The following is a 19,269-nucleotide window of genomic DNA, read 5'->3' as shown; positions in this document are numbered from 1 at the left end:
GAGCATAAGGTCATGGGAATGAAATGTATTGGTGTTGACGTAGGCGGTACCTCTGTAAAGATGGGACTTTTTGAGGTTACGGGGGAGCTTTTACACAAATGGGAAGTAGGGACCAGAAAGGAAGAGGAAGGAAGATACATCCTTGATGATGTGGCTGCCTCCATCTTAAAAAAACTGGAAGAGCTTAACATTACCATTGATCAGATCCAGGGGGCCGGGCTTGGTATTCCGGGCCCTGTTCTGCCCAATGGCTATGTGGAGGTCTGCGTCAATTTAGGCTGGCGGGACCGCTACCCGGAACGGGAGCTCAGTGAACTTTTACATGGACTGCCGGTAAAAAGCGCCAACGACGCCAATGTAGCAGCTCTGGGAGAGATGTGGCAGGGCGGTGGAAAAGGCTATCAGGATATTGTTATGGTCACCTTAGGAACCGGAGTAGGTGGAGGCGTGATCATTGACGAGAAGATTGTGTCTGGAAGACATGGTCTGGCTGGAGAAATTGGACATATCCATGTCCGTGGCGATGAGACAGAAACCTGCAACTGCGGCGGCGTAGGCTGCGTGGAGCAGGTCGCAAGTGCGACTGGAATCGCCAGAGAAGCCAGACGTATGATGGAATCAAAGGATACCCTGTCTTCTTTAAGAGGCTATGGCAGTCAGGTCACGGCAAAAAATGTGCTTGATGCAGCAAAGGCAGGAGATCCCCTGGCTCTGGAAGTGATGGAGGTCGTTGGACATTATCTTGGGCTGTGTCTTTCCCAGGTTGCCATGACCGTAGATCCCGAAGTCTTTGTACTGGGCGGAGGTGTGTCAAAAGCCGGTCAGTTCCTCATCGATATCGTAAATAAAAACTATGAAAAATTTACACCTATTTCTAAGAATAAGGGCAGTATTGTTCTGGCGACATTAGGGAATGATGCAGGAATATACGGTGCTGCAAGACTGATCTTGGATTAGGCTATAAACAGAATACCAGATATGGCTGATACGTGATCTTAAAGCCATGTCTGGTATTTTTTTTCGTCCAGTCTTTTCCTTAGCTCTACACTTATTTACAATTTACTAAATTATGATATAATGGGAATACTTCACAAGACGAAACATGGGATGAAATGAGGAGACCCCGGTTGTAGGACAACCAGGGCAATTATGAAAAATCTATGTGCAACTTGACTGATTAACTTATTTATATTGCTGTTTTTCTATACATTTAGTATAAAAAACAGATGTGAACAGGATATGAACGACCTGTAAACAGATTATGAAAAAAGGAGATACCATGGGAGACAACCATAAAAATAGGAAAACTATCGTCATCGGTCATAAAAATCCGGATACGGATTCCATCTGCTCTGCAGTCAGCTATGCGAACCTAAAGCGGATTATAACTGGTGAGGATTATCAGCCGGGACGGGCGGGGAGAGTTAATGAAGAGACCCAGTTCGTACTGAATTATTTCGGTATGGAAGCCCCGGAACTTATAGAGAATGTAAAGACACAGGTTCTGGATATTGAGATCCGGGAGACCAGGGGTGTAAAGAAAAAACTATCCTTGAAAAAGGCCTGGAACCTGATGCAGGAGGCGAACGTAGTCACCATTCCTGCGGTTACCTCTGACGGGATTTTGGAAGGACTGATTACAGTTGGCGATATTGCCAAATCTTATATGAACGTATATGACAGCAGCATTTTATCCAAGGCATGTACCCAGTACTCCAATATTGTGGAGACACTGGAGGGAAGTCTTGTGGTAGGTGATGAGACTGCTTACTTTGATAAAGGAAAGGTTCTGATTGCTGCAGCCAATCCTGATATGATGGAATATTATATCTCGCAAGGGGACCTTGTTATCCTTGGAAACCGGTATGAATCCCAGCTTTGCGCCATTGAGATGGAGGCAGCCTGTATCATCGTCTGCGAAGGTGCTGCTGTTTCCATGACCATCAAAAAGCTGGCTCAGGAACGGGGCTGTACGGTTATGACGACTCCATATGATACGTATACCGCAGCGCGTCTGGTAAACCAGAGCATTCCCATCAGCTACTTTATGAAGACCGAAGGGCTGATTACCTTTGAAGAAGAAGACTATATTGATGAAATTAAAGATGTCATGGCAAGCAAGCGTCACCGTGATTTCCCGGTTCTTGATAAGGACGGAAAATATAAGGGCATGATTTCCCGCCGTAACTTACTTGGTGCAAAAGGAAAACGCCTCATCCTTGTGGATCACAACGAGAGATCTCAGGCAGTAGAGGGAATGGAAAATGCGGAGATTTTAGAGATCATCGACCATCACAGACTCGGCACCGTAGAGACCATCGCACCCGTATTCTTCCGCAACCAGCCGGTAGGATGTACGGCCACCATCGTGTATCAGATGTATCAGGAGAACAATGTAAAGATAGAGCCTCAGATTGCAGGCCTTCTTTGCAGCGCTATTATTTCCGATACCCTGTTATTCCGATCTCCTACCTGTACGGAAGCAGATAAGAAGGCGGCACTTGCCCTGGCTGACATTGCAGGAATTGACGCGGATAAGTATGCTTCCTGTATGTTTGAGGCTGCAAGCAACTTGAAGGGAAAAACAGACGGAGAGATCTTCTATCAGGATTTCAAAAAGTTCTCTGTTGGAAAAATCGCCTTTGGTGTGGGACAGATTACCTCTTTAAATGCAAAGGAGCTGGAAGAGCTGGAAGACCGTATGATTCCATATATGGTAAAGGCGAGAGAAGAGCATGGCGTGGACATGATGTTCTTTATGCTCACCAATATTCTGACAGAATCCACCGTTCTCTTATGCGAGGGCCAGGGGGCAAAACAGATGATCTTAAGAGCCTTCCGAACCGATAACAGGGAAGACGATCAGAAAGAACATGTGGTAAGTCTTCCAGGCGTAGTATCCAGAAAGAAACAGTTGATTCCAAGTATTGTGTTAGCCGTTCAGGGATAAGGAGGCCGGTTGTATGAAAAACCCGGAAAAATCAGGTAAGGTAGAATGGAAGCCTGGAAATATGCTTTATCCTCTTCCAGCTGTTATGGTAAGCTGCCAGAGAGAGGGAGAGAAACCCAACATCATAACCGTTGCCTGGGCTGGTACCATATGCTCCACTCCGGCCATGCTTTCCATATCCGTACGACGGGAACGATACTCTTATGATATTATAAAAGAGACCGGAGAATTTGTAGTCAACCTGGTTTCTAAGGAGTTAGTGAGAGCTGCGGACTACTGCGGCGTAAAATCTGGCAGGGATGTTGACAAATTCGCTCAGATGAGGCTGACGCCCTGCACCTTAAATCATGTCAAAGCTCCTGGAATCGAAGAGAGTCCTGTTTGTCTAGCCTGTAAGGTGGTGGAAGTAAAGCACCTTGGAAGTCATGATATGTTTATCGCCGAGATCTTAGGCGTGACCGTAGATAACCGGTATATGGATGAGAAAAATAAATTTCATTTAAATCAGGCCGGGCTTGTAACCTATTCTCATGGAGAATACTTTGAATTGGGAAAGAAGCTTGGCAGCTTTGGATATTCTGTGAGAAAGACGGATAAAAAGTCCGCCGGCAGGAGGAAACGCAAATGACAGATAAGCGGGATAACATAACACTCATTGGGATGCCGGCCTCCGGCAAAAGTACCATCGGTGTCCTTTTAGCAAAGCGTTTGGGATATTCCTTTGTGGATGTGGATATCGTGATACAGGAACAGGAAGGAAAGCTTTTAAAGGAAATCATTGCAGAACGCGGCGATGACGGCTTTTTAGAGGTGGAGAACCGAATCAACCGGGAGCTTAACGTGTGTAAAAGTGTCATTGCCCCAGGCGGAAGTGTGATCTATGGGAAAGAGGCCATGGAGCATTTAAAGGAAATCAGCATTGTGGTATATCTAAAGCTCAGCTATGAAAGTGTAAAGGAGCGTCTGGGGAATCTGGTAGACCGTGGCGTGGTTTTAAAAGACGGCATGACCCTTTGCGATTTATATCAGGAGAGGGTGCCATATTATGAATCCTATGCAGATATTACCATTGATGAGACAGGTCTTGAAGCAGGAAATATCGTAGATCAGCTGAGAGCCATTATGGAAGAAAAATTTGGGCTTACTACATAAAACCAGGTAAGGCTGATGCATGAATATACAAAAAATAAGTATAAGGCGGAGAAGGAAGTGATAATTCTCCGCCTTATTTTTATGAAACGGGACATACCTTTATAACGAAAATTAGTGGTTCTCAAAAAAGAAGGAAAAGCATATGCATTAGAAAAAGACGCTTTGGGCTTGTAAAGTAATGAATTGCCTTAATTATTTTGTTTCTGCCGGAGCTGTTCTTGACATATATTGAAAAATATAATAATGTTACAAATATTTTTGGACAATAGTGTCTGAGCAGAGGGTTATTCTGTCAGATGCTATTTTTTTAAAATAATTATTAAACATGAGGGGGAACATTCATGAAAAAAAACCTGAAAAAATTAGCAGCAATCAGTTTGGCAGGCATTATGGCCTGGTCTTTGGCCGCATGCGGGAATTCAAAGACAGTATCTCAGGAAACGAAAGATACTGCGGCTAAGGCGGAGACAAAAGAAGGAAGCAGTGAAGCGGGGAAGGTCTTAAATGTACATATTGATGTGGAAGTGGCATCCCTGGATCCACAGATTGCCACCGACGGGACATCTTTTGAAGTCATTGCTGATACCACCGATGGGCTCTATGAGCTGGATGCTGACGGAAACCCTATACCAGCACTTGCAGAAAGCGTAGAGAAAAGCGAAGATGGCCTCACCCTCACCTATCATTTAAGAGATGCCAAATGGTCCAACGGCACTCCGGTGACTGCCAAAGATTTTGTATTTGCCTGGAAGCGGGCCGTTGACCCAAAGACAGCAAGTGAGTATGCATTTATCGTAGGAATCGCAGGAATTAAAAATGCAGAAGCAGTGGCAGCAGGTGAAAAGCCACTGGAGGAGCTTGGAGTCACAGCCGTAGATGACAAGACGTTAAAGGTAGAGCTTGACGTTCCTGTCCCATATTTCGAATCCTTAATGGCATTCCCCACCTTTTATCCGGTGAATCAGGAGTTTTTTGAAAAAACTGGAGATCAGTATGCCTCAACCCCGGATACTCTGTTATCCAACGGACCGTATAAGATCACCTCTTACGAACCGGCGGCTACTACCATTACCCTGGAGAAGAATAAGGACTACTGGGACGCAGATAAGGTAAAGCTTGACGGAATGAAGTATCAGGTCATCAAGGATTCCCAGCAGGCCATTTTGGCATATCAGAATGGGGATTTAGACGTAGTGACCTTATCAGGAGAACAGGTGGAGCAGTTCCAGGCTGACCCTGAATTTAAGAACATCATGGCAGGCTATTTATGGTATCTTTCCCCCAATACCAAGGTGAAGGGGCTTGAAAACTTAAATTTGAGAAAAGCATTGTCTCTTTGTTTTGATAAGGAGGCTGTGTGCACCAATATCTTAAAGGATGGCTCCATTCCTGCTTATTTTGCAGTTCCAACCTTGCTGGCGACTGGCCCCGATGGAAAGGACTACAGAGAGAGCGCAGGCAGTAATTATTTTAAAACTGACAAGGCAGAAGCCTTAAAGTATTGGGAGGAAGCCAAAAAAGAGCTGGGAGTCGACAGCCTTACCTATACCATGATTGTTGAGGATACGGAGTCAGCCATTAATGTTGCCCAGTTCTTGCAGTCGGAGATTCAGACTACCCTTCCCGGAATCACCATCACTCTGGAGCAGATGCCAAAGAAAAACCGTGTGGAGAGGATGCAGGAGGGACAGTTTGAGATAGGTCTTACCCGCTGGGGACCGGATTATGCTGATCCTATGACTTATCTTGACATGTGGACCACAGACAGCCCCAATAACTATGGCTTCTGGTCCAATAAGGACTACGATTCCATCATAGAATCCAGCAAAAAGGGAGAGCTTGCCCTTGATCCGGCAAAACGATGGAAAGCCCTGATTGATGCAGAAAAAATCGTTTGCGACGACGCAGTCATCTTCCCGGTATATCAAAAAGGAAATGCAGTCATGCAGAAAGCAAATGTGGAAGGCATTGACTTCCATTCCATAGCAATTAACCGTTATTTTAAAAATACAGTCAAGAATTAATGGCTGATTGAGATAGGAGAGATACCCTTGAAACGATACGTTGCAAAGCGGGTCTGTATTTCTTTGGCAACCTTACTGGCAATCCTTTTTATTCTGTTTTTAATGCTTCAGCTGATGCCAGGGTCCCCCTTTAACGATGAAAAGCTGACCCAGTCCCAGGTAGCTCTTTTAAATGATAAGTATGGCCTTGATAAACCCGTCTACTACCGCTTTATTCAGTATGTGAAGCATATGGTGACCGGAGATTTTGGAGTGTCCTATACCATTTCCAAGAACACCTCCATCACCACACTTTTAGCCTCCAGACTTCCGGTGTCTATCCGCATCGGAGGTCAGGCTGTGCTTCTTGGAACCATCATAGGGCTGTTTCTGGGGCTTTTAGCGGCTTTAAAGCATAACACCGTATTTGATACGTTAACTACGGTTATTTCCGTACTGGGAGTCAGTCTTCCGTCCTATGTATTCGCGCTGGCGCTTTCATATTCTCTGGGATACCGGTTCCATTGGTTTCCGCTGTTGTATCAGCAGGAAGCGGCAGTCAAATCCTCTGTACTGCCCACCATATCCCTTGCCATGTTCACGGTGGCTACGGTGGCCCGTTTTACCAGAACGGAGATGCTTGAGGTTCTGGGTTCGGATTACATGCTCCTGGCAGAAAGTAAGGGACTTCCCCAGTGGAGGCTGATTCTGGTCCATGGATTAAAAAATGCCCTGATTCCCATTATTACGGTTCTGGCGCCTCTCGTCGTCAGTCTGATGACAGGCTCTCTTGTGGTGGAGAAAATATTTTCCATACCAGGAATAGGAAGTCTTTTAGTCACTGCCATACAGTCCAATGATTATAACGTCATTGTGACTCTGGCCTTTATTTACAGTGCCATGTACATTGGAATCATGCTTTTTGTCGATATCCTTTACGGAATCATTGATCCACGCATCCGTCTGGCAAAGGAGGAAAATTATGAGCACTGATCAGAAATCTGGAGAGTCCTTTGAATTTCTGCCGGATGATTTTCTCCTGGCAGAGAACCAGAATCTTGGCATGGATCAGGTATATCCGGCCCGCTCCTATTGGAGCGATGTTTTCTCTGCTTTTATAAAAAATAAAGGGGCAGTCATTGGCCTCATTGCTATTTTATTCATCATCTTTTTTGCCATTGCAGGTCCTTATATGAATGGTTATACCTATGATGGACAGATTATTGCAAACCAGAACCTTGCGCCCAGAATACCGGGTCTTGAAACCTGGGGAATCTTTGACGGAACGGAACACATGTCCACCTCCACGGGCGTGAACGTTGTAAACAAGTATGTAATTTCAGGTAAGACAACTGGTCTGGAAAATACCTATTACTGGTTTGGCACGGATGTTCTTGGGAGGGATATTTTCACCCGGACCTTTATGGGTACCCGGATATCCTTATACATCGCTCTGGTGGCAGTCATCGTTGATCTTTGCTTTGGAATGAGTTATGGGCTGATCAGCGGATACTTTGGGGGAGCGGTGGATAATATCATGCAGCGATTCGCGGAAATATTAAATGGGATTCCCACCCTGGTCATTGTGACCCTTCTTATGCTGGTCTTAAGGCCTGGATTATTTACCATTACTCTGGCCCTTGCCATTACGGGCTGGATTGGAATGAACCGGATTGCCAGAGCCCAGGTATTAAAACTTAAAGAGCAGGAATTTGTTCTTGCCTCAAAGACACTTGGGGCAGGAGATTTTTACGTTATATTTAAAGAGATTCTTCCAAACATATTTGGGCAGCTGATCATCATGTCCATGTTTTCCATACCAAATGCCATTTTTACGGAAGCCTTCCTGGCTTTCATTGGTCTTGGAGTTCCGGCTCCGCTGGCCTCCCTGGGGTCCTTAATCAGCGATTCCTTTAAGTCATTTACCACCCATCCGTATATGATTATTTCTCCGGTTCTGGTGCTGGCTATTATCATGCTGAGCTTTAATATGCTGGCAGACGGACTCCGGGATGCATTTGATCCAAAAATGAAGGAGATATAGGAGGCGTGTCATGAATAAAGAAAAAGTATTGTCCATTCGGGATCTCTCCATCTCCTTTCAGACCACGGCTGGGGAGGCCAATGCCATTCGGGGAGTAAAGCTTGATTTATATAAGGGAGAGACTCTTGCAATCGTGGGGGAATCCGGGTCAGGAAAGTCGGTGACAGTTAAGGCCATCATGGGCATTTTAAGCGGAAATGGTACGGTTACCGGCGGCACCATTGATTTTACCTATGAAAGAAACGGGGAGACCGTCCATCAGGATTTATTAAAGCTAACAAAGAAGGAAATGCGGCGCCGCATCAATGGAAAGCGGATTGCCATGGTATTTCAGGACCCTATGACCTCCTTAAATCCCACCATGACCATAGGAAAGCAGATTATGGAGGGAATGCGGTGTCATTATAAGACACCGAAAAAAGAGGCCTATGAAAAAGCCGTGAGCCTCCTGTCCCTGGTTGGAATTACAGAGCCTGAGAAGCGGATGAAGTGTTACCCCCACCAGCTATCAGGAGGTATGCGCCAGAGAGTGGTCATTGCCATTGCCTTATCCTGCGATCCTGAGGTGCTCATCTGCGACGAGCCGACCACAGCTTTAGATGTTACCATTCAGGCTAAGATACTGGAGCTGATTAAGGAAATACAGGATAGAACCGGAATTTCGGTCATCTACATCACCCATGACCTTGGAGTAGTAGCAAAGGTGGCGGATTATGTGGCTGTGATGTATGCGGGAAAGATCGTAGAAAAGGGGCTTTCTGAAGAAGTCTTTTATGACCCAAGACATCCCTATACCTGGGGACTTTTATCTGCCATGCCGGATTTAAATACCTCAGATGAGGCGCTCTACACCATACCAGGAAGTCCTTATAATCTGCTTGGGAAAGGAACGGGAGATGCCTTTGCAGACCGGAACGCATACGCCCTGAACATTGATTACCGGATGGAGCCGCCTATGTTTCAAGTGACGGATACCCATTATGCGGCTACTTGGCTCCTTCATGAGAAAGCGCCGGAGGTAGGCATGCCCGATGCTCTGAAAGCCAGGATTTTAAGAATGAGAAAGGAGGCTTAAAGAGATGGAAGAAGAAAAAAAGCCCCTTTTGGAAGTGAGCAATCTAAAGCAGTATTTCAGAGTGAGCAGAAACTATCAGGTAAAAGCGGTGGACGGAGTTTCCTTTCAGATCTTCCCAGGCGAGACCTATGGTCTGGTAGGGGAATCAGGAAGCGGCAAATCCACCATCGGCCGTTCCTTGATCCGGCTTTATAAGCCAACATCAGGAGAGGTGAAATTTAAGGGAGTCACGATTTCCGGAAACCTTACAGGAGAAGAGACAAAGCACCTTCGCACCAAGATGCAGATGATCTTTCAGGATCCCATGGCCTGCTTAAATCCAAGAAAAAAAGTATTGGATATCGTGGCCCAGGGGCTGGATCTCCATGGTATGTGCCATTCGAGTAAGGAGCGGGAAGAAAAGGTTTACAGTATCCTTAAAATGGTGGGGCTATCAAAGGAACATGCCACCCGCTATCCCCATCAGTTTTCCGGGGGCCAGCGACAGAGAATTGGAATCGCAAGAGCTTTAATTATGGATCCGGATCTCATTATTGCAGACGAGGCAATCAGCGCTCTTGATGTATCCATACAGGCGCAGGTGGTGAATTTAATGAAAGAGATTCAGGCACAGACCGGGTCTGCCATCCTTTTCATTGCTCATGATTTATCCATGGTAAAATATATTTCTGACCGGATTGGAGTCCTCCATCTGGGGCATTTGGTGGAAACCGGAACTACGGAAGAGATCTTTGAAAATCCCATTCACCCCTACACGAGATCGCTCCTGTCCGCCATTCCACAGCCGGATCCCATTGGAGAGAAAAAGCGGGTGGCCCTGTCCTATGATTACGGGGAAATGGGAATTGATTACAAGGCAGGAACCAGCCACTTCATTCAGGGACAGCATTATGTATTAGGGACAGAGGACGAGATTAAGAGCTGGAGAAAAAAGGCATAAAGTGATAACCATGGATTGGTGAGTTGTCTATGAAAAAAGTGTAGCACAAAGTTAGGTCCTATGCGTAAGGTCTATTTGTTTATATTGCTTAAATTTTATCAAATTCTAATAAAATTACCCCCCATCACATATTGATGTATAACCGGACTCATAACAAATGCTTTGTATGAAATGAAGCATATGAGAAAGGGAGGGGGCACAATGAGGAACAAAAAATCATTTCATAGAAAGGGAGGTCCGGGAATAAAAAATCAACTGGCTATAGAGGTTGATTGAAATGAAGGGAAGTAATTAAAATGGTTAATACAAAAATGAGAGGTCTTACAGCAGCCCAGCTGGTTGCTGATATGGGCCCGGGATGGAACCTTGGAAATTCTCTGGAATCTGAGTACAACGAGACTTATTGGGGAAATCCAGCGACCACAAAAGAAATGATTGATAAAATTGCAGCAAAGGGATTTAAGACCTTACGTGTACCAGTGAGATGGGACGACAGCTATTCCAATCCATCAAACTATACCATAAAAACTGAATTCATGGATCGGGTGGAAACCGTTGTGAACTATGGTCTTCAAAATGGAATGTACGTGATTATTAATGTTCACCATAATGATTTGCAGACCATGGTCTCAACAGACGGCTCCGTAAAGCAACGAGTAAAGGATGAACTCATAGCAATCTGGAAACAGGTGGGGAACCGTTTTAAAGATTATGGAGATTATTTGATTTTTGAAACCATCAATGAACCAAGATATCAAGAGGATTGGAATGGAAATACAGCATTTTATGAATGTGTGAACGAGTATAATGAAGCCAGTCGTGCTGCTATGCGTGGTACCGGTGGTAACAATAGCTCCAGACTGATTATGATGCCGACTTACGCTGCTTCTTCTGACAGCACTAAAATTTCCATCTGGAAAAAACTTGCTGCTGATGATATGATTGCAGTTTCCATTCATGCGTATCTGCCCTATGATTTTGCTTTTGATGGCAAGGGACACTCCAATTGGACGGAATCCGATTATTATGATTTAAGTGCCGTTTTCCTTCGGCTTAATTCAACGTTTATAAAAAAAGGCCTGCCTGTTGTCATTGGAGAGTTTGGTGCAACGGGTAAGGATAATGTGGCTGACCGTGAAAAATTTGCGAAAGCATATGCGACGTTTGCAAAGAAATATAAAATGCCTTGTGTCTGGTGGGATAATAACCTCTTTGGTACGGGGGCTGAGATGTTTGGTATTTTTGACCGCACATCCTTAAACTTTGTCTACGGCGGCATTGCTGATGCTATTATAAATGTTTACAAAAGCAACACCGACGATGACGATGATGACGATACGAACCCTCCCCTTTTTAAGGGTGCCTCCACTGCTACTAATTGGGCACAGGCTGTTACCGCTCCCACTTCAAGATACGGCGGTAGGCTGGATCCTTCCATTATTAAGCAAGGGGGATATTTCTATATTGAATACAGCGGCACCAAAGATCAGGTAGAGCTGATTTTCCAGAGCTTATCTGGAGGTAATAACTGGTGTAAAATTCCTATGAGTGAATCCGGAAGTATTGATGGACATTATTATGCAAAATATTCTTACGACAACTGTGTGAAAGCATTTGGTTCAGATTTTGAAAATCTGCTGGATATCATTCATGTAGGAGCTACGGACAAACCAGTGACCGTTTACCTGCTGAGTTATAATCACAAATAAATAGATAGACAGATTAAAAAGGTCCCTCAAGGGGATGCACCTGAAACGGTGTATCCCTTTGAGGGACCATAAATTTATTCTTTTTACATCTTTAACTGAAATCTCTGTATCAGAGCCTTTAACATATGTGCCTGGTTTGCCATTTCCTGACTGGCAGCTGCGCTTTCTTCTGAGGTAGCTGAGTTGGTTTGTACTACACTTGAGATCTGGTCGATTCCAAGGGTCACCTGAGCTACGGCGTCCGCCTGTTCCTCAGAAGCACTGGAAATCCGATAGACAAGCTCAGCCACGGACTGAGAGGAATGAACGATGCGGTCCATGGATTCTGCGGTCTCTCTGGCAATGTGATTTCCTGTTTCAATGGAGCTTAAGGCGCGTTCAATGAGAACGGCGGTATTTTTCGATGCTTCCTGACTCTTGTTTGCCAGGTTTCTTACTTCGTCGGCGACCACGGCAAAGCCTTTGCCGGCGTCTCCTGCTCTGGCGGCCTCTACGGCTGCATTCAAAGCCAGGATATTGGTCTGGAATGCGATGTCTTCAATGGTCTTAATGACTTTACTGATCTCAGAGGAGGCTTCGCTTATATTGTCCATGGCACCGGTTAAATCCTGCATTCTTGCTTTTCCGGATTCTAACTCAGTGGCAGTATTTGATACCTGGAGATCTGTTTCCTTTGCATTTTCCGCATTGAGGGAAATGTTATTGGAAATATCAGTGATGGTAGCAGCCAGCTCCTGAATGGCAGATGCCTGTTCAGTAGCACCCTGGCTTAAGGCCTGTGCACTGCTTGCAACCTGCTCCGCACCGTTAGCCACCTGATCAGAGGATTCTGCGATTCTTCCCATAACATCATTTAAAGAGTCGGTAAGGTTTTGTATGGAAATCTGAACGGGCCGGAATTCGCCTTTGAATTCTTCCACGTCATTGGGAATATTAAAATCACCCTGAGCCATACGTCCGGTGGTGTCAGATATGTAATCCATATAGTAGGAGATTCGTGACATCATGGTTCTCATGCTGTCGGCCAGGTTACCAAGCTCATCCTCTGACTGGTATTTTAGGCTGCATTTTAATTCTCCCTGGGCCATACGGTCTGCCACTTCTTTCAGTTCATCAAGAGGATCTGTAATTCCTTTTGTAATACGAAGTGCGATGATGACAGATGCTATAATGGAAGAAATAACAATAACCGTCATAATCACCATAAAGATTTCCGCCTGTCCAGCAAGCTTAGCAGACATGGACTCTCCAGCGGTCGACTTATCCGTGAGCATGGTGTTGATTAAAGTACCGATTTCAGCCGCAAGAGGTGCTGCATTGCTGCGGAAGAACTTCATCGCTTCGGTGGATGACTTTGCTCTGAGAGAAACGGTCTGATCTCTAAATCCCTCATAGGTCTTCATCTTCTCGGTCAGTTCCTGATAAAGCTTTTTCTCGGAATCGGTCTTCATATATTCCTTGACCTTTTCCATCTTTTCGCTAATCAATTGAATCTGACTATTTAACGTCTCTTCCTGTTTTTTTGCATCCGCTTCATTATCCGCAAGAATAATGTATAGAACGGTGGCTCTGTGTGCCTGGAACGCCTGTCCCAGACTTCCAATCTCTCCCTGAGAAAAACCATAATCCCGAAGTTCTCTGGTGTATTCTTTATCTGTAGTGCGGATAAGCTGGATTCCGATGACTCCTGCAAGTCCGGAAAACATTACTACGATAAGAAACGCAATTAATAATCTTTTTTTGACTTTTAATTTGTTTATCATTCGTTCTCCTCCCCGGTTTCATGCCCTTCTTAAGCCTCTGATCTATGTATCATATTACACGTTGATTCAGTATAAGTTGCATGCCTGGTTTATTGATTCATTATAATTTTTTTAAGTTTAATAGTCAATGCTCATACTATACTATATTTGTTAAGTATTTTAATAAATGAAGGTCTATTTATACAAATTACTTCCATGTAAAATTATGGTAATTTGCAAATTGCATCCATCCACTAATTACTGAACACTATCTTTGACTTTAATCTTTTAATTGGATATGATAAAATATGAATTTACTAAATAAAGATGATGGGATGGGATATAAAAATGGAGATTTTGGAAAAAAACAGAATCATTCTCATACCCGCTTATGAACCGGATTCCAGGCTGATATCTTATGTGAAGGAATTAAACGGACATGGGCTGCATGACATCGTAATCGTAAATGACGGTTCAGGAGAATCCCATAAGAATATTTTTGGCACATTGAAGGAAATGGGCTGTGTAGTTCTTACCCATAAATACAATCAGGGAAAAGGAATGGCCCTTAAAACCGGTTATCACTATATCCATGATACCTATCCGGATTATGCCTGTATCATCACGGCAGATGCTGACGGTCAGCATGCGGCCGAGGATGTGTTTCGTATGGCCAATGAAGCTGTAAAAAATCCGGACAGCCTTATATTAGGGGAGCGGAATTTTAAACAATCAGGAATACCAGCAAAATCTCTTATGGGAAACCGGCTGACCTCAACCATATTTGCCTTGTTCTTTGGCCGCTACCTTCCCGACACTCAGACCGGCTTACGGGCGTTTGGACCAATGCTGACAGAACTTATGTGGGGAATCTTAGGAGAGCGGTTCGAGTATGAAACCAGAGTCTTAATCTATTGTATCCGATCAAAGGTTCCCATCGTACCGGTTGAGATTCAGACCATATATGAGAATGAGAACAGAGGCACACATTTTCACCCCATAAAGGACAGCTTTAAGATTATATCTGTAATCACCTCGGATTTTATGAAGTTTATTTCTACCAGCATTCTCTGCGCTGCCATTGATATAGGACTGGCCTGGCTCCTCTTTGACCTGTTACGGCGTTTTTTGCCGGGGGCTGACTTTTTAAGAATAATGACTGCCACAGCAGCAGCAAGAGTGGTATCCATTGGTGTTAATTATTTCTTAAATAAGAACCTGGTGTTCTGCAATGAGCACACCGGAACGAATTCCCTCTTCCGGTACCTGGCTTTGTGCGCCTTAAATATGGTGCTATCTGCGTTAAGCGTCTACCTTCTTCATACCTATCTGCGTATGGATGAAAAGGCAGCAAAGATTATTTGTGATGTGATTTTGTTTCTTTTTAATTATCAGCTGCAATCTCGCTGGGTATTTGCAATCAGAGGATTAAACCATGAGCCATGAAGAGAAAAAGAGAAATATATTTTTTATTATAACGATGATTCTCATGACGCTGTATTTGGGCTGGCGCATCTTCTTTACGCTGCCCATTCATGAAGGAATCCTTAACCTCATATCTGGAGTTCTCCTTGTGGGTGCTGAGATGATTACCGTATTTACCACCTTCGAGCTCTTTTATCAAAAGATGAGGCTTAATAAGTTCCAGCTGGAGCGCCCTGTAGTTTCTGAGGAACATTATCCCCATGTGGATGTGTTTATTGCCACTCACAATGAGCCTGTTGATATCCTTTATAAAACCGTCAATGCCTGCACCTTTATGGAATATCCGGATAAGGATAAGGTGCACATTTGCCTCTGTGACGACGGAGACCGACAAGCGGTTAAGGAGCTGGCAGACCAGTTTGGCATCGGGTACCTGGGACTGTCTGGAAATAAAGAGGCAAAATCTGGTAACTACAACAATGCCCTTAAGAATACCTCCTCCCCCCTTATTGCCACCTTTGACGCGGACATGATTCCTCAGCGCATGTTCCTAATGAAAACAGTCCCCTACTTTTTTCTGTCTAAGTTTAAGAAAGAGGATGGCACCTGGAGGTTACGGCGGGAGGATGAAATGGAATCTGCCATAAAGCTGGGTCTGGTCCAGACACCTCAAAGCTTTTATAACCCTGATTTATTTCAGTTTAACTTATATGCGGAGGGAAACATCCCAAACGAACAGGATTTTTTTTCCAAAGAAGTCAATATAATGAGAAATTCCTCCAATGCCGTTGCTTATACCGGAAGCAATACCGTTATTTTAAGAGAAGGTATGGAAGAAATCGGCGGATTTCCATTAAAGACCATTACAGAAGACTTAGAGACCAGCATACGTCTGCAGAAAGCAGGCTATGTCACCTATGCAACGGATGAAGTCCTCGCTGCAGGTCTGACCACCACCACCATAAAAAGTATGTTAAAGCAGAGAGTGCGCTGGGCCAGAGGTGTGATCCAGAGCCTTCAGAACACCCATGCCATCTGTACGAAAAAGCTCAGGTTTAAAGCAAGAATCACGTATTTAAACAGCTTTTTATATTGGTGGTCTTTTTTTAACCGTTTGATCTTTATTATATCACCTGTCCTGTTCGCCCTCTTTGATTTTCAGATTGTAAATGCAAGCTTTTGGGATGTGGTGATCATCTGGCTGCCGGCTTATTTTTTTTACAGCCTCTCCATGCGATATTTGTCGGGAAACATCAGAAATCAGCGATGGAGCCAGGTCATCGATACTATTTTCATGCCATATCTTATCCTTCCAGTTGTCCTTGAGACCCTTCATATTCATGAGAGGACCTTTAAAGTAACCAACAAGAAAAAGGAAGGCGATGGTACCGGATATAACCTGATACTCTTTGCCCTTCCCCACGTAATATTGCTTGCCCTGTCTCTGGCAGCCATGATACGTTTTGTTCATGGTAAATATGGTTCGGCTCTGTTTTACAGCAGTGTTATTATTTTTTGGATCTCCTATAACATGGTTGCCCTTTGTTATGCTATACTCTTTATGTCAGGTAGAAAAGCTTACCGGTTCAGTGAACGAATCGGTGCGGAAGAAACCATATTGATTGAGGACGGGAACAAACAATATGAGGCGAAGACCATAGATGTATCGGATACCGGAGTCTCTTTTTCTTCTAAGACACCGATTTATCTTCCTGGGGATAAAACCATTCATTTTACTATAGTGACCCCTTATTATAAGGCAAAGCTTTTAGGTAAGATCGTTTATGTGAAGGAGTATAAAGGCGGCTGGCGGTACTCGGCAGAAGTAAAGCCTGTCAATGAGGAGAGCAAACGCCAGTTCATGCAGGTCATTTACGACAGAAACCATACCTTGCCAAAGCAGATGGATTTATGGATTACTGCCTATGACGACCTGATACGAAATATGAAAATGCGTACCAGCAGGCCCGTGTCAGATAAAAGAGCCCTTCCCCGCATCATTCTGGATCAGAAGATCGTATTTAAAAATGGGGGAGCCTGCAGGTTAAAAAGCTTTAATTATAAATACTTTTCCGTGGTAGATTTCGTAACAGAGAGTAAGGATGACCGCTTTCTATACAAAACAAAAAGCGGTATCATGCTGGTGCTTAAAAGGACTGGTAAGCTTGTGAAACATTCATCGGAAGAGCTTTTTGAGTTAGTTAACCTCAATCAGCTTATGAAAAAAGATCAAATCAATCAGGTCCTTATGGACCTTACCAGTGCAGAGGAGAATGGAGAATAAATGATGAGTATTATCGTTCATGCTGTCATGGCAATCCTGCTCCTGTGTTCCATGATCGGCTATTTTAAATTAGTGGGGAAAAAGCTTAAGCTATTGCCGGAATTTATTCCTGTCTTTGTTTTTTCTTCCATAGCCTGTGTTGTTTATATCGGAGGTATTTTTAACCTTTTACTTCCTGGTGCCATACTTGTTTTTTTAGTTGGCCTTATTTCCTTTGCTTACTTTTTAAGTAAGACATGCTTAAAAAAAGAGTGCATTCACTTTAAAATCACCCTGTTTCAGGGAATGTTCTTTGTGGGCAGCATGTTCTTCCTTTATCTGTTAAGCATCAGTAAATTGACCCATTATGATAATTTTTCCCACTGGGCCATTGCATTAAAGGTCATGCTTAGTACCAACGCATTTCCCACCGCGGCCTCAGAGCTGATTGACTTTAAAAACTATCCGCTTGGAACGACTTCGTTTCTATATTATATCTGCCGGTTTGCCGGTCATTCCCAGGCTGTCATGCTGATTGGCCAGGGACTGTTGATATTTGCCTGCTTCTATGGGATATTCGGCATAATTAAAGAAAAAAAGAGATTTCTCCTCTATGGGTTTTTAGGGGCTGGCTGTTCGGTTCTCTCCTTTTTTAATATAACCATCCGTATTAATAACCTGCTGGTGGATTTTATCCTGCCCATCTACACCCTGGTCTTATTTGTAATCGCATACCGATATAAGGATTGTATGAAAAAAGCCTGTGTCTGTACCGTTCCCATTGCAGGACTTTTGATGATCGTGAAAAATACAGGTACGATCTATGCAGGCATTGGGCTTTTGTTTCTGGTCTATCAGTGGCTTAAGAATCGAGAAAAACCGCTGTTAAAGACAGGCATTATGCTTCTTTCCTCTATCTCTGCCTCATTTCTTCCCTATGTGCTTTGGAGCCTTCATATGGCTGTGAGCTTTCAGGGAGTGAAAAATAAATTTGATGTTTCCACAGATACCCTTAACAATGCTTCAGCAGGCAAAAGCGGGGAGGACATCAATAAAATCGTGACTCTTTTTGTGAAATCCGCCCTTGATATAAACACCAGGCCCGCCCTGGGTGTTCTGGCGTTTCATGTGGCTGTCATATTGACCATGATATTTACAATTACCGTCTTAAAAAAGAAATGGAACTTATGGAAAGCATTGATTGCTCTTGATGTGGTGCTCATTAGCTATTATCTGGGTATATTAGCCCTTTATATCTTTTCAATGCCTCTTGATGAAGCTATTCGGCTGGCAGGCTTTGACCGGTATGCTTCCAGTATTGTGGTGCTATTTGCAGGCGGTCTGATCCTTTGCGCCACCGTTGATATAGAAAATACATTCTACTACCGGATGAATGAAGTACCGGATTACCGGGCATTTAAAACGGTGGAGAGTAAGGACCGGTATCAAAAGGGAGTCATTGGTGTAATCGGCGTGTCCATGGCCCTTCTCATGTCCGAATATAATGGTATGTATACCATACAGAAAGGGTATGAGACCACATTGCCCTATGAGGTCAAGGCAGTGACTGGAGACCGGTGGTATAAAAAAGGAGACGTGGATCAGAGCAAATATTTATTCTACGCGTCAGACAGAGACAGCCAGGTGACCAATTATTACATGCAATACCTTGGGAAATATATGCTTTACGCACCTCACGTGGACGGAATATGTGCTTTCTATGAGGATAATATGACAAACCTCTTAAGCGGATACGATTATCTGGTCATGGTAGAAAGTGATGCTCCGGCCAAGTATCTGCTGAAAAAGCATTATGGAGTTACCGGTGGAGAAGGGATTTATAAAATCATTGCTTCCGGTGGTGAAGGCGCTGAAAAAAAGGTGGAGCTTGTACCGCAGACGTAATTGGAAAGCCCCCTTTATAGAACCAATTGGTTTAGGTTCTATAAAGGGGGCTTTCCCTGTT

The 19,269-nt window shown here is 44.0% G+C and carries 14 protein-coding genes; 13 read left to right on the top strand and 1 reads right to left on the bottom strand.

What is annotated here, in order from left to right; translation table 11 throughout:
• Positions 1-12 precede the first annotated feature (12 nt).
• From OW255_RS20460 to OW255_RS20415, 10 genes are all read left to right on the top strand, one after another.
• Positions 13-957 carry an ROK family glucokinase gene (locus tag OW255_RS20460; RefSeq protein ID WP_024837956.1) on the top strand — a complete coding sequence of 315 codons (945 nt, stop codon included), beginning with the start codon at positions 13-15 and terminating at the stop codon, positions 955-957.
• Positions 958-1,279: 322 nt separating this feature from the next.
• Positions 1,280-2,950: a putative manganese-dependent inorganic diphosphatase gene (locus OW255_RS20455; RefSeq protein ID WP_024837957.1), complete on the top strand. Its 1,671-nt coding sequence runs from the start codon at positions 1,280-1,282 to the stop codon at positions 2,948-2,950.
• Between the two features lie 13 nt (positions 2,951-2,963).
• Positions 2,964-3,578 carry a flavin reductase family protein gene (locus tag OW255_RS20450; protein WP_268115179.1) on the top strand — a complete coding sequence of 205 codons (615 nt, stop codon included), beginning with the start codon at positions 2,964-2,966 and terminating at the stop codon, positions 3,576-3,578.
• On the top strand, positions 3,575-4,102 hold the full coding sequence (locus tag OW255_RS20445; protein ID WP_268115178.1) for a shikimate kinase: 528 nt from the start codon (positions 3,575-3,577) through the stop codon (positions 4,100-4,102). Before OW255_RS20450 ends, OW255_RS20445 begins: the two co-directional genes overlap by 4 nt.
• Positions 4,103-4,443: 341 nt before the next feature.
• The gene (locus OW255_RS20440; RefSeq protein WP_268115177.1) at positions 4,444-6,126 is read left to right on the top strand and encodes a peptide ABC transporter substrate-binding protein; all 1,683 of its coding nucleotides are present in this window, start codon (positions 4,444-4,446) and stop codon (positions 6,124-6,126) included.
• Positions 6,127-6,153: 27 nt separating this feature from the next.
• The gene (locus OW255_RS20435) at positions 6,154-7,098 is read left to right on the top strand and encodes an ABC transporter permease (RefSeq protein WP_268115176.1); all 945 of its coding nucleotides are present in this window, start codon (positions 6,154-6,156) and stop codon (positions 7,096-7,098) included.
• On the top strand, positions 7,088-8,149 hold the full coding sequence (locus OW255_RS20430; RefSeq protein ID WP_268115175.1) for an ABC transporter permease: 1,062 nt from the start codon (positions 7,088-7,090) through the stop codon (positions 8,147-8,149). The genes OW255_RS20435 and OW255_RS20430 overlap by 11 nt, the downstream gene beginning before the upstream one ends.
• Positions 8,150-8,159: 10 nt before the next feature.
• Positions 8,160-9,224, top strand: coding sequence for an ABC transporter ATP-binding protein (locus OW255_RS20425; RefSeq protein ID WP_268115174.1), 1,065 nt, complete (start codon positions 8,160-8,162; stop codon positions 9,222-9,224).
• 4 nt (positions 9,225-9,228) lie between these two features.
• A complete protein-coding gene (locus OW255_RS20420; RefSeq protein WP_268115173.1) occupies positions 9,229-10,164 on the top strand; it encodes an ABC transporter ATP-binding protein in 936 nt (311 codons plus the stop codon).
• A 296-nt stretch (positions 10,165-10,460) separates the two neighbouring features.
• Positions 10,461-11,873 carry a cellulase family glycosylhydrolase gene (locus OW255_RS20415; protein WP_268115172.1) on the top strand — a complete coding sequence of 471 codons (1,413 nt, stop codon included), beginning with the start codon at positions 10,461-10,463 and terminating at the stop codon, positions 11,871-11,873.
• 83 nt (positions 11,874-11,956) lie between these two features.
• On the opposite strand, the gene OW255_RS20410 is transcribed toward OW255_RS20415, so the two are convergent.
• The gene (locus OW255_RS20410; protein WP_268115171.1) at positions 11,957-13,636 is read right to left on the bottom strand and encodes a methyl-accepting chemotaxis protein; all 1,680 of its coding nucleotides are present in this window, start codon (positions 13,634-13,636) and stop codon (positions 11,957-11,959) included.
• Positions 13,637-13,963: 327 nt separating this feature from the next.
• Here OW255_RS20410 and OW255_RS20405 point away from each other — a divergent pair, with 327 nt between their 5' ends.
• From OW255_RS20405 to OW255_RS20395, 3 genes are read left to right on the top strand one after another with little or no spacing between them, the layout of a single operon-like run.
• The gene (locus tag OW255_RS20405) at positions 13,964-15,061 is read left to right on the top strand and encodes a bifunctional glycosyltransferase family 2/GtrA family protein (RefSeq protein WP_024837967.1); all 1,098 of its coding nucleotides are present in this window, start codon (positions 13,964-13,966) and stop codon (positions 15,059-15,061) included.
• Positions 15,051-17,324 carry a glycosyltransferase family 2 protein gene (locus OW255_RS20400; RefSeq protein ID WP_268115170.1) on the top strand — a complete coding sequence of 758 codons (2,274 nt, stop codon included), beginning with the start codon at positions 15,051-15,053 and terminating at the stop codon, positions 17,322-17,324. The genes OW255_RS20405 and OW255_RS20400 overlap by 11 nt, the downstream gene beginning before the upstream one ends.
• Positions 17,325-19,208, top strand: a complete 1,884-nt coding sequence (locus tag OW255_RS20395; protein WP_268115169.1) for a hypothetical protein — start codon at positions 17,325-17,327, stop codon at positions 19,206-19,208.
• The last annotated feature ends 61 nt before the right edge of the window (positions 19,209-19,269 follow it).

Source organism: Lacrimispora xylanolytica (assembly GCF_026723765.1).
Classification (GTDB): domain Bacteria; phylum Bacillota; class Clostridia; order Lachnospirales; family Lachnospiraceae; genus Lacrimispora; species Lacrimispora xylanolytica.
Note: the sequence above shows the minus strand (reverse complement) of the source record. Positions and strands in the feature narration are given on the sequence as shown.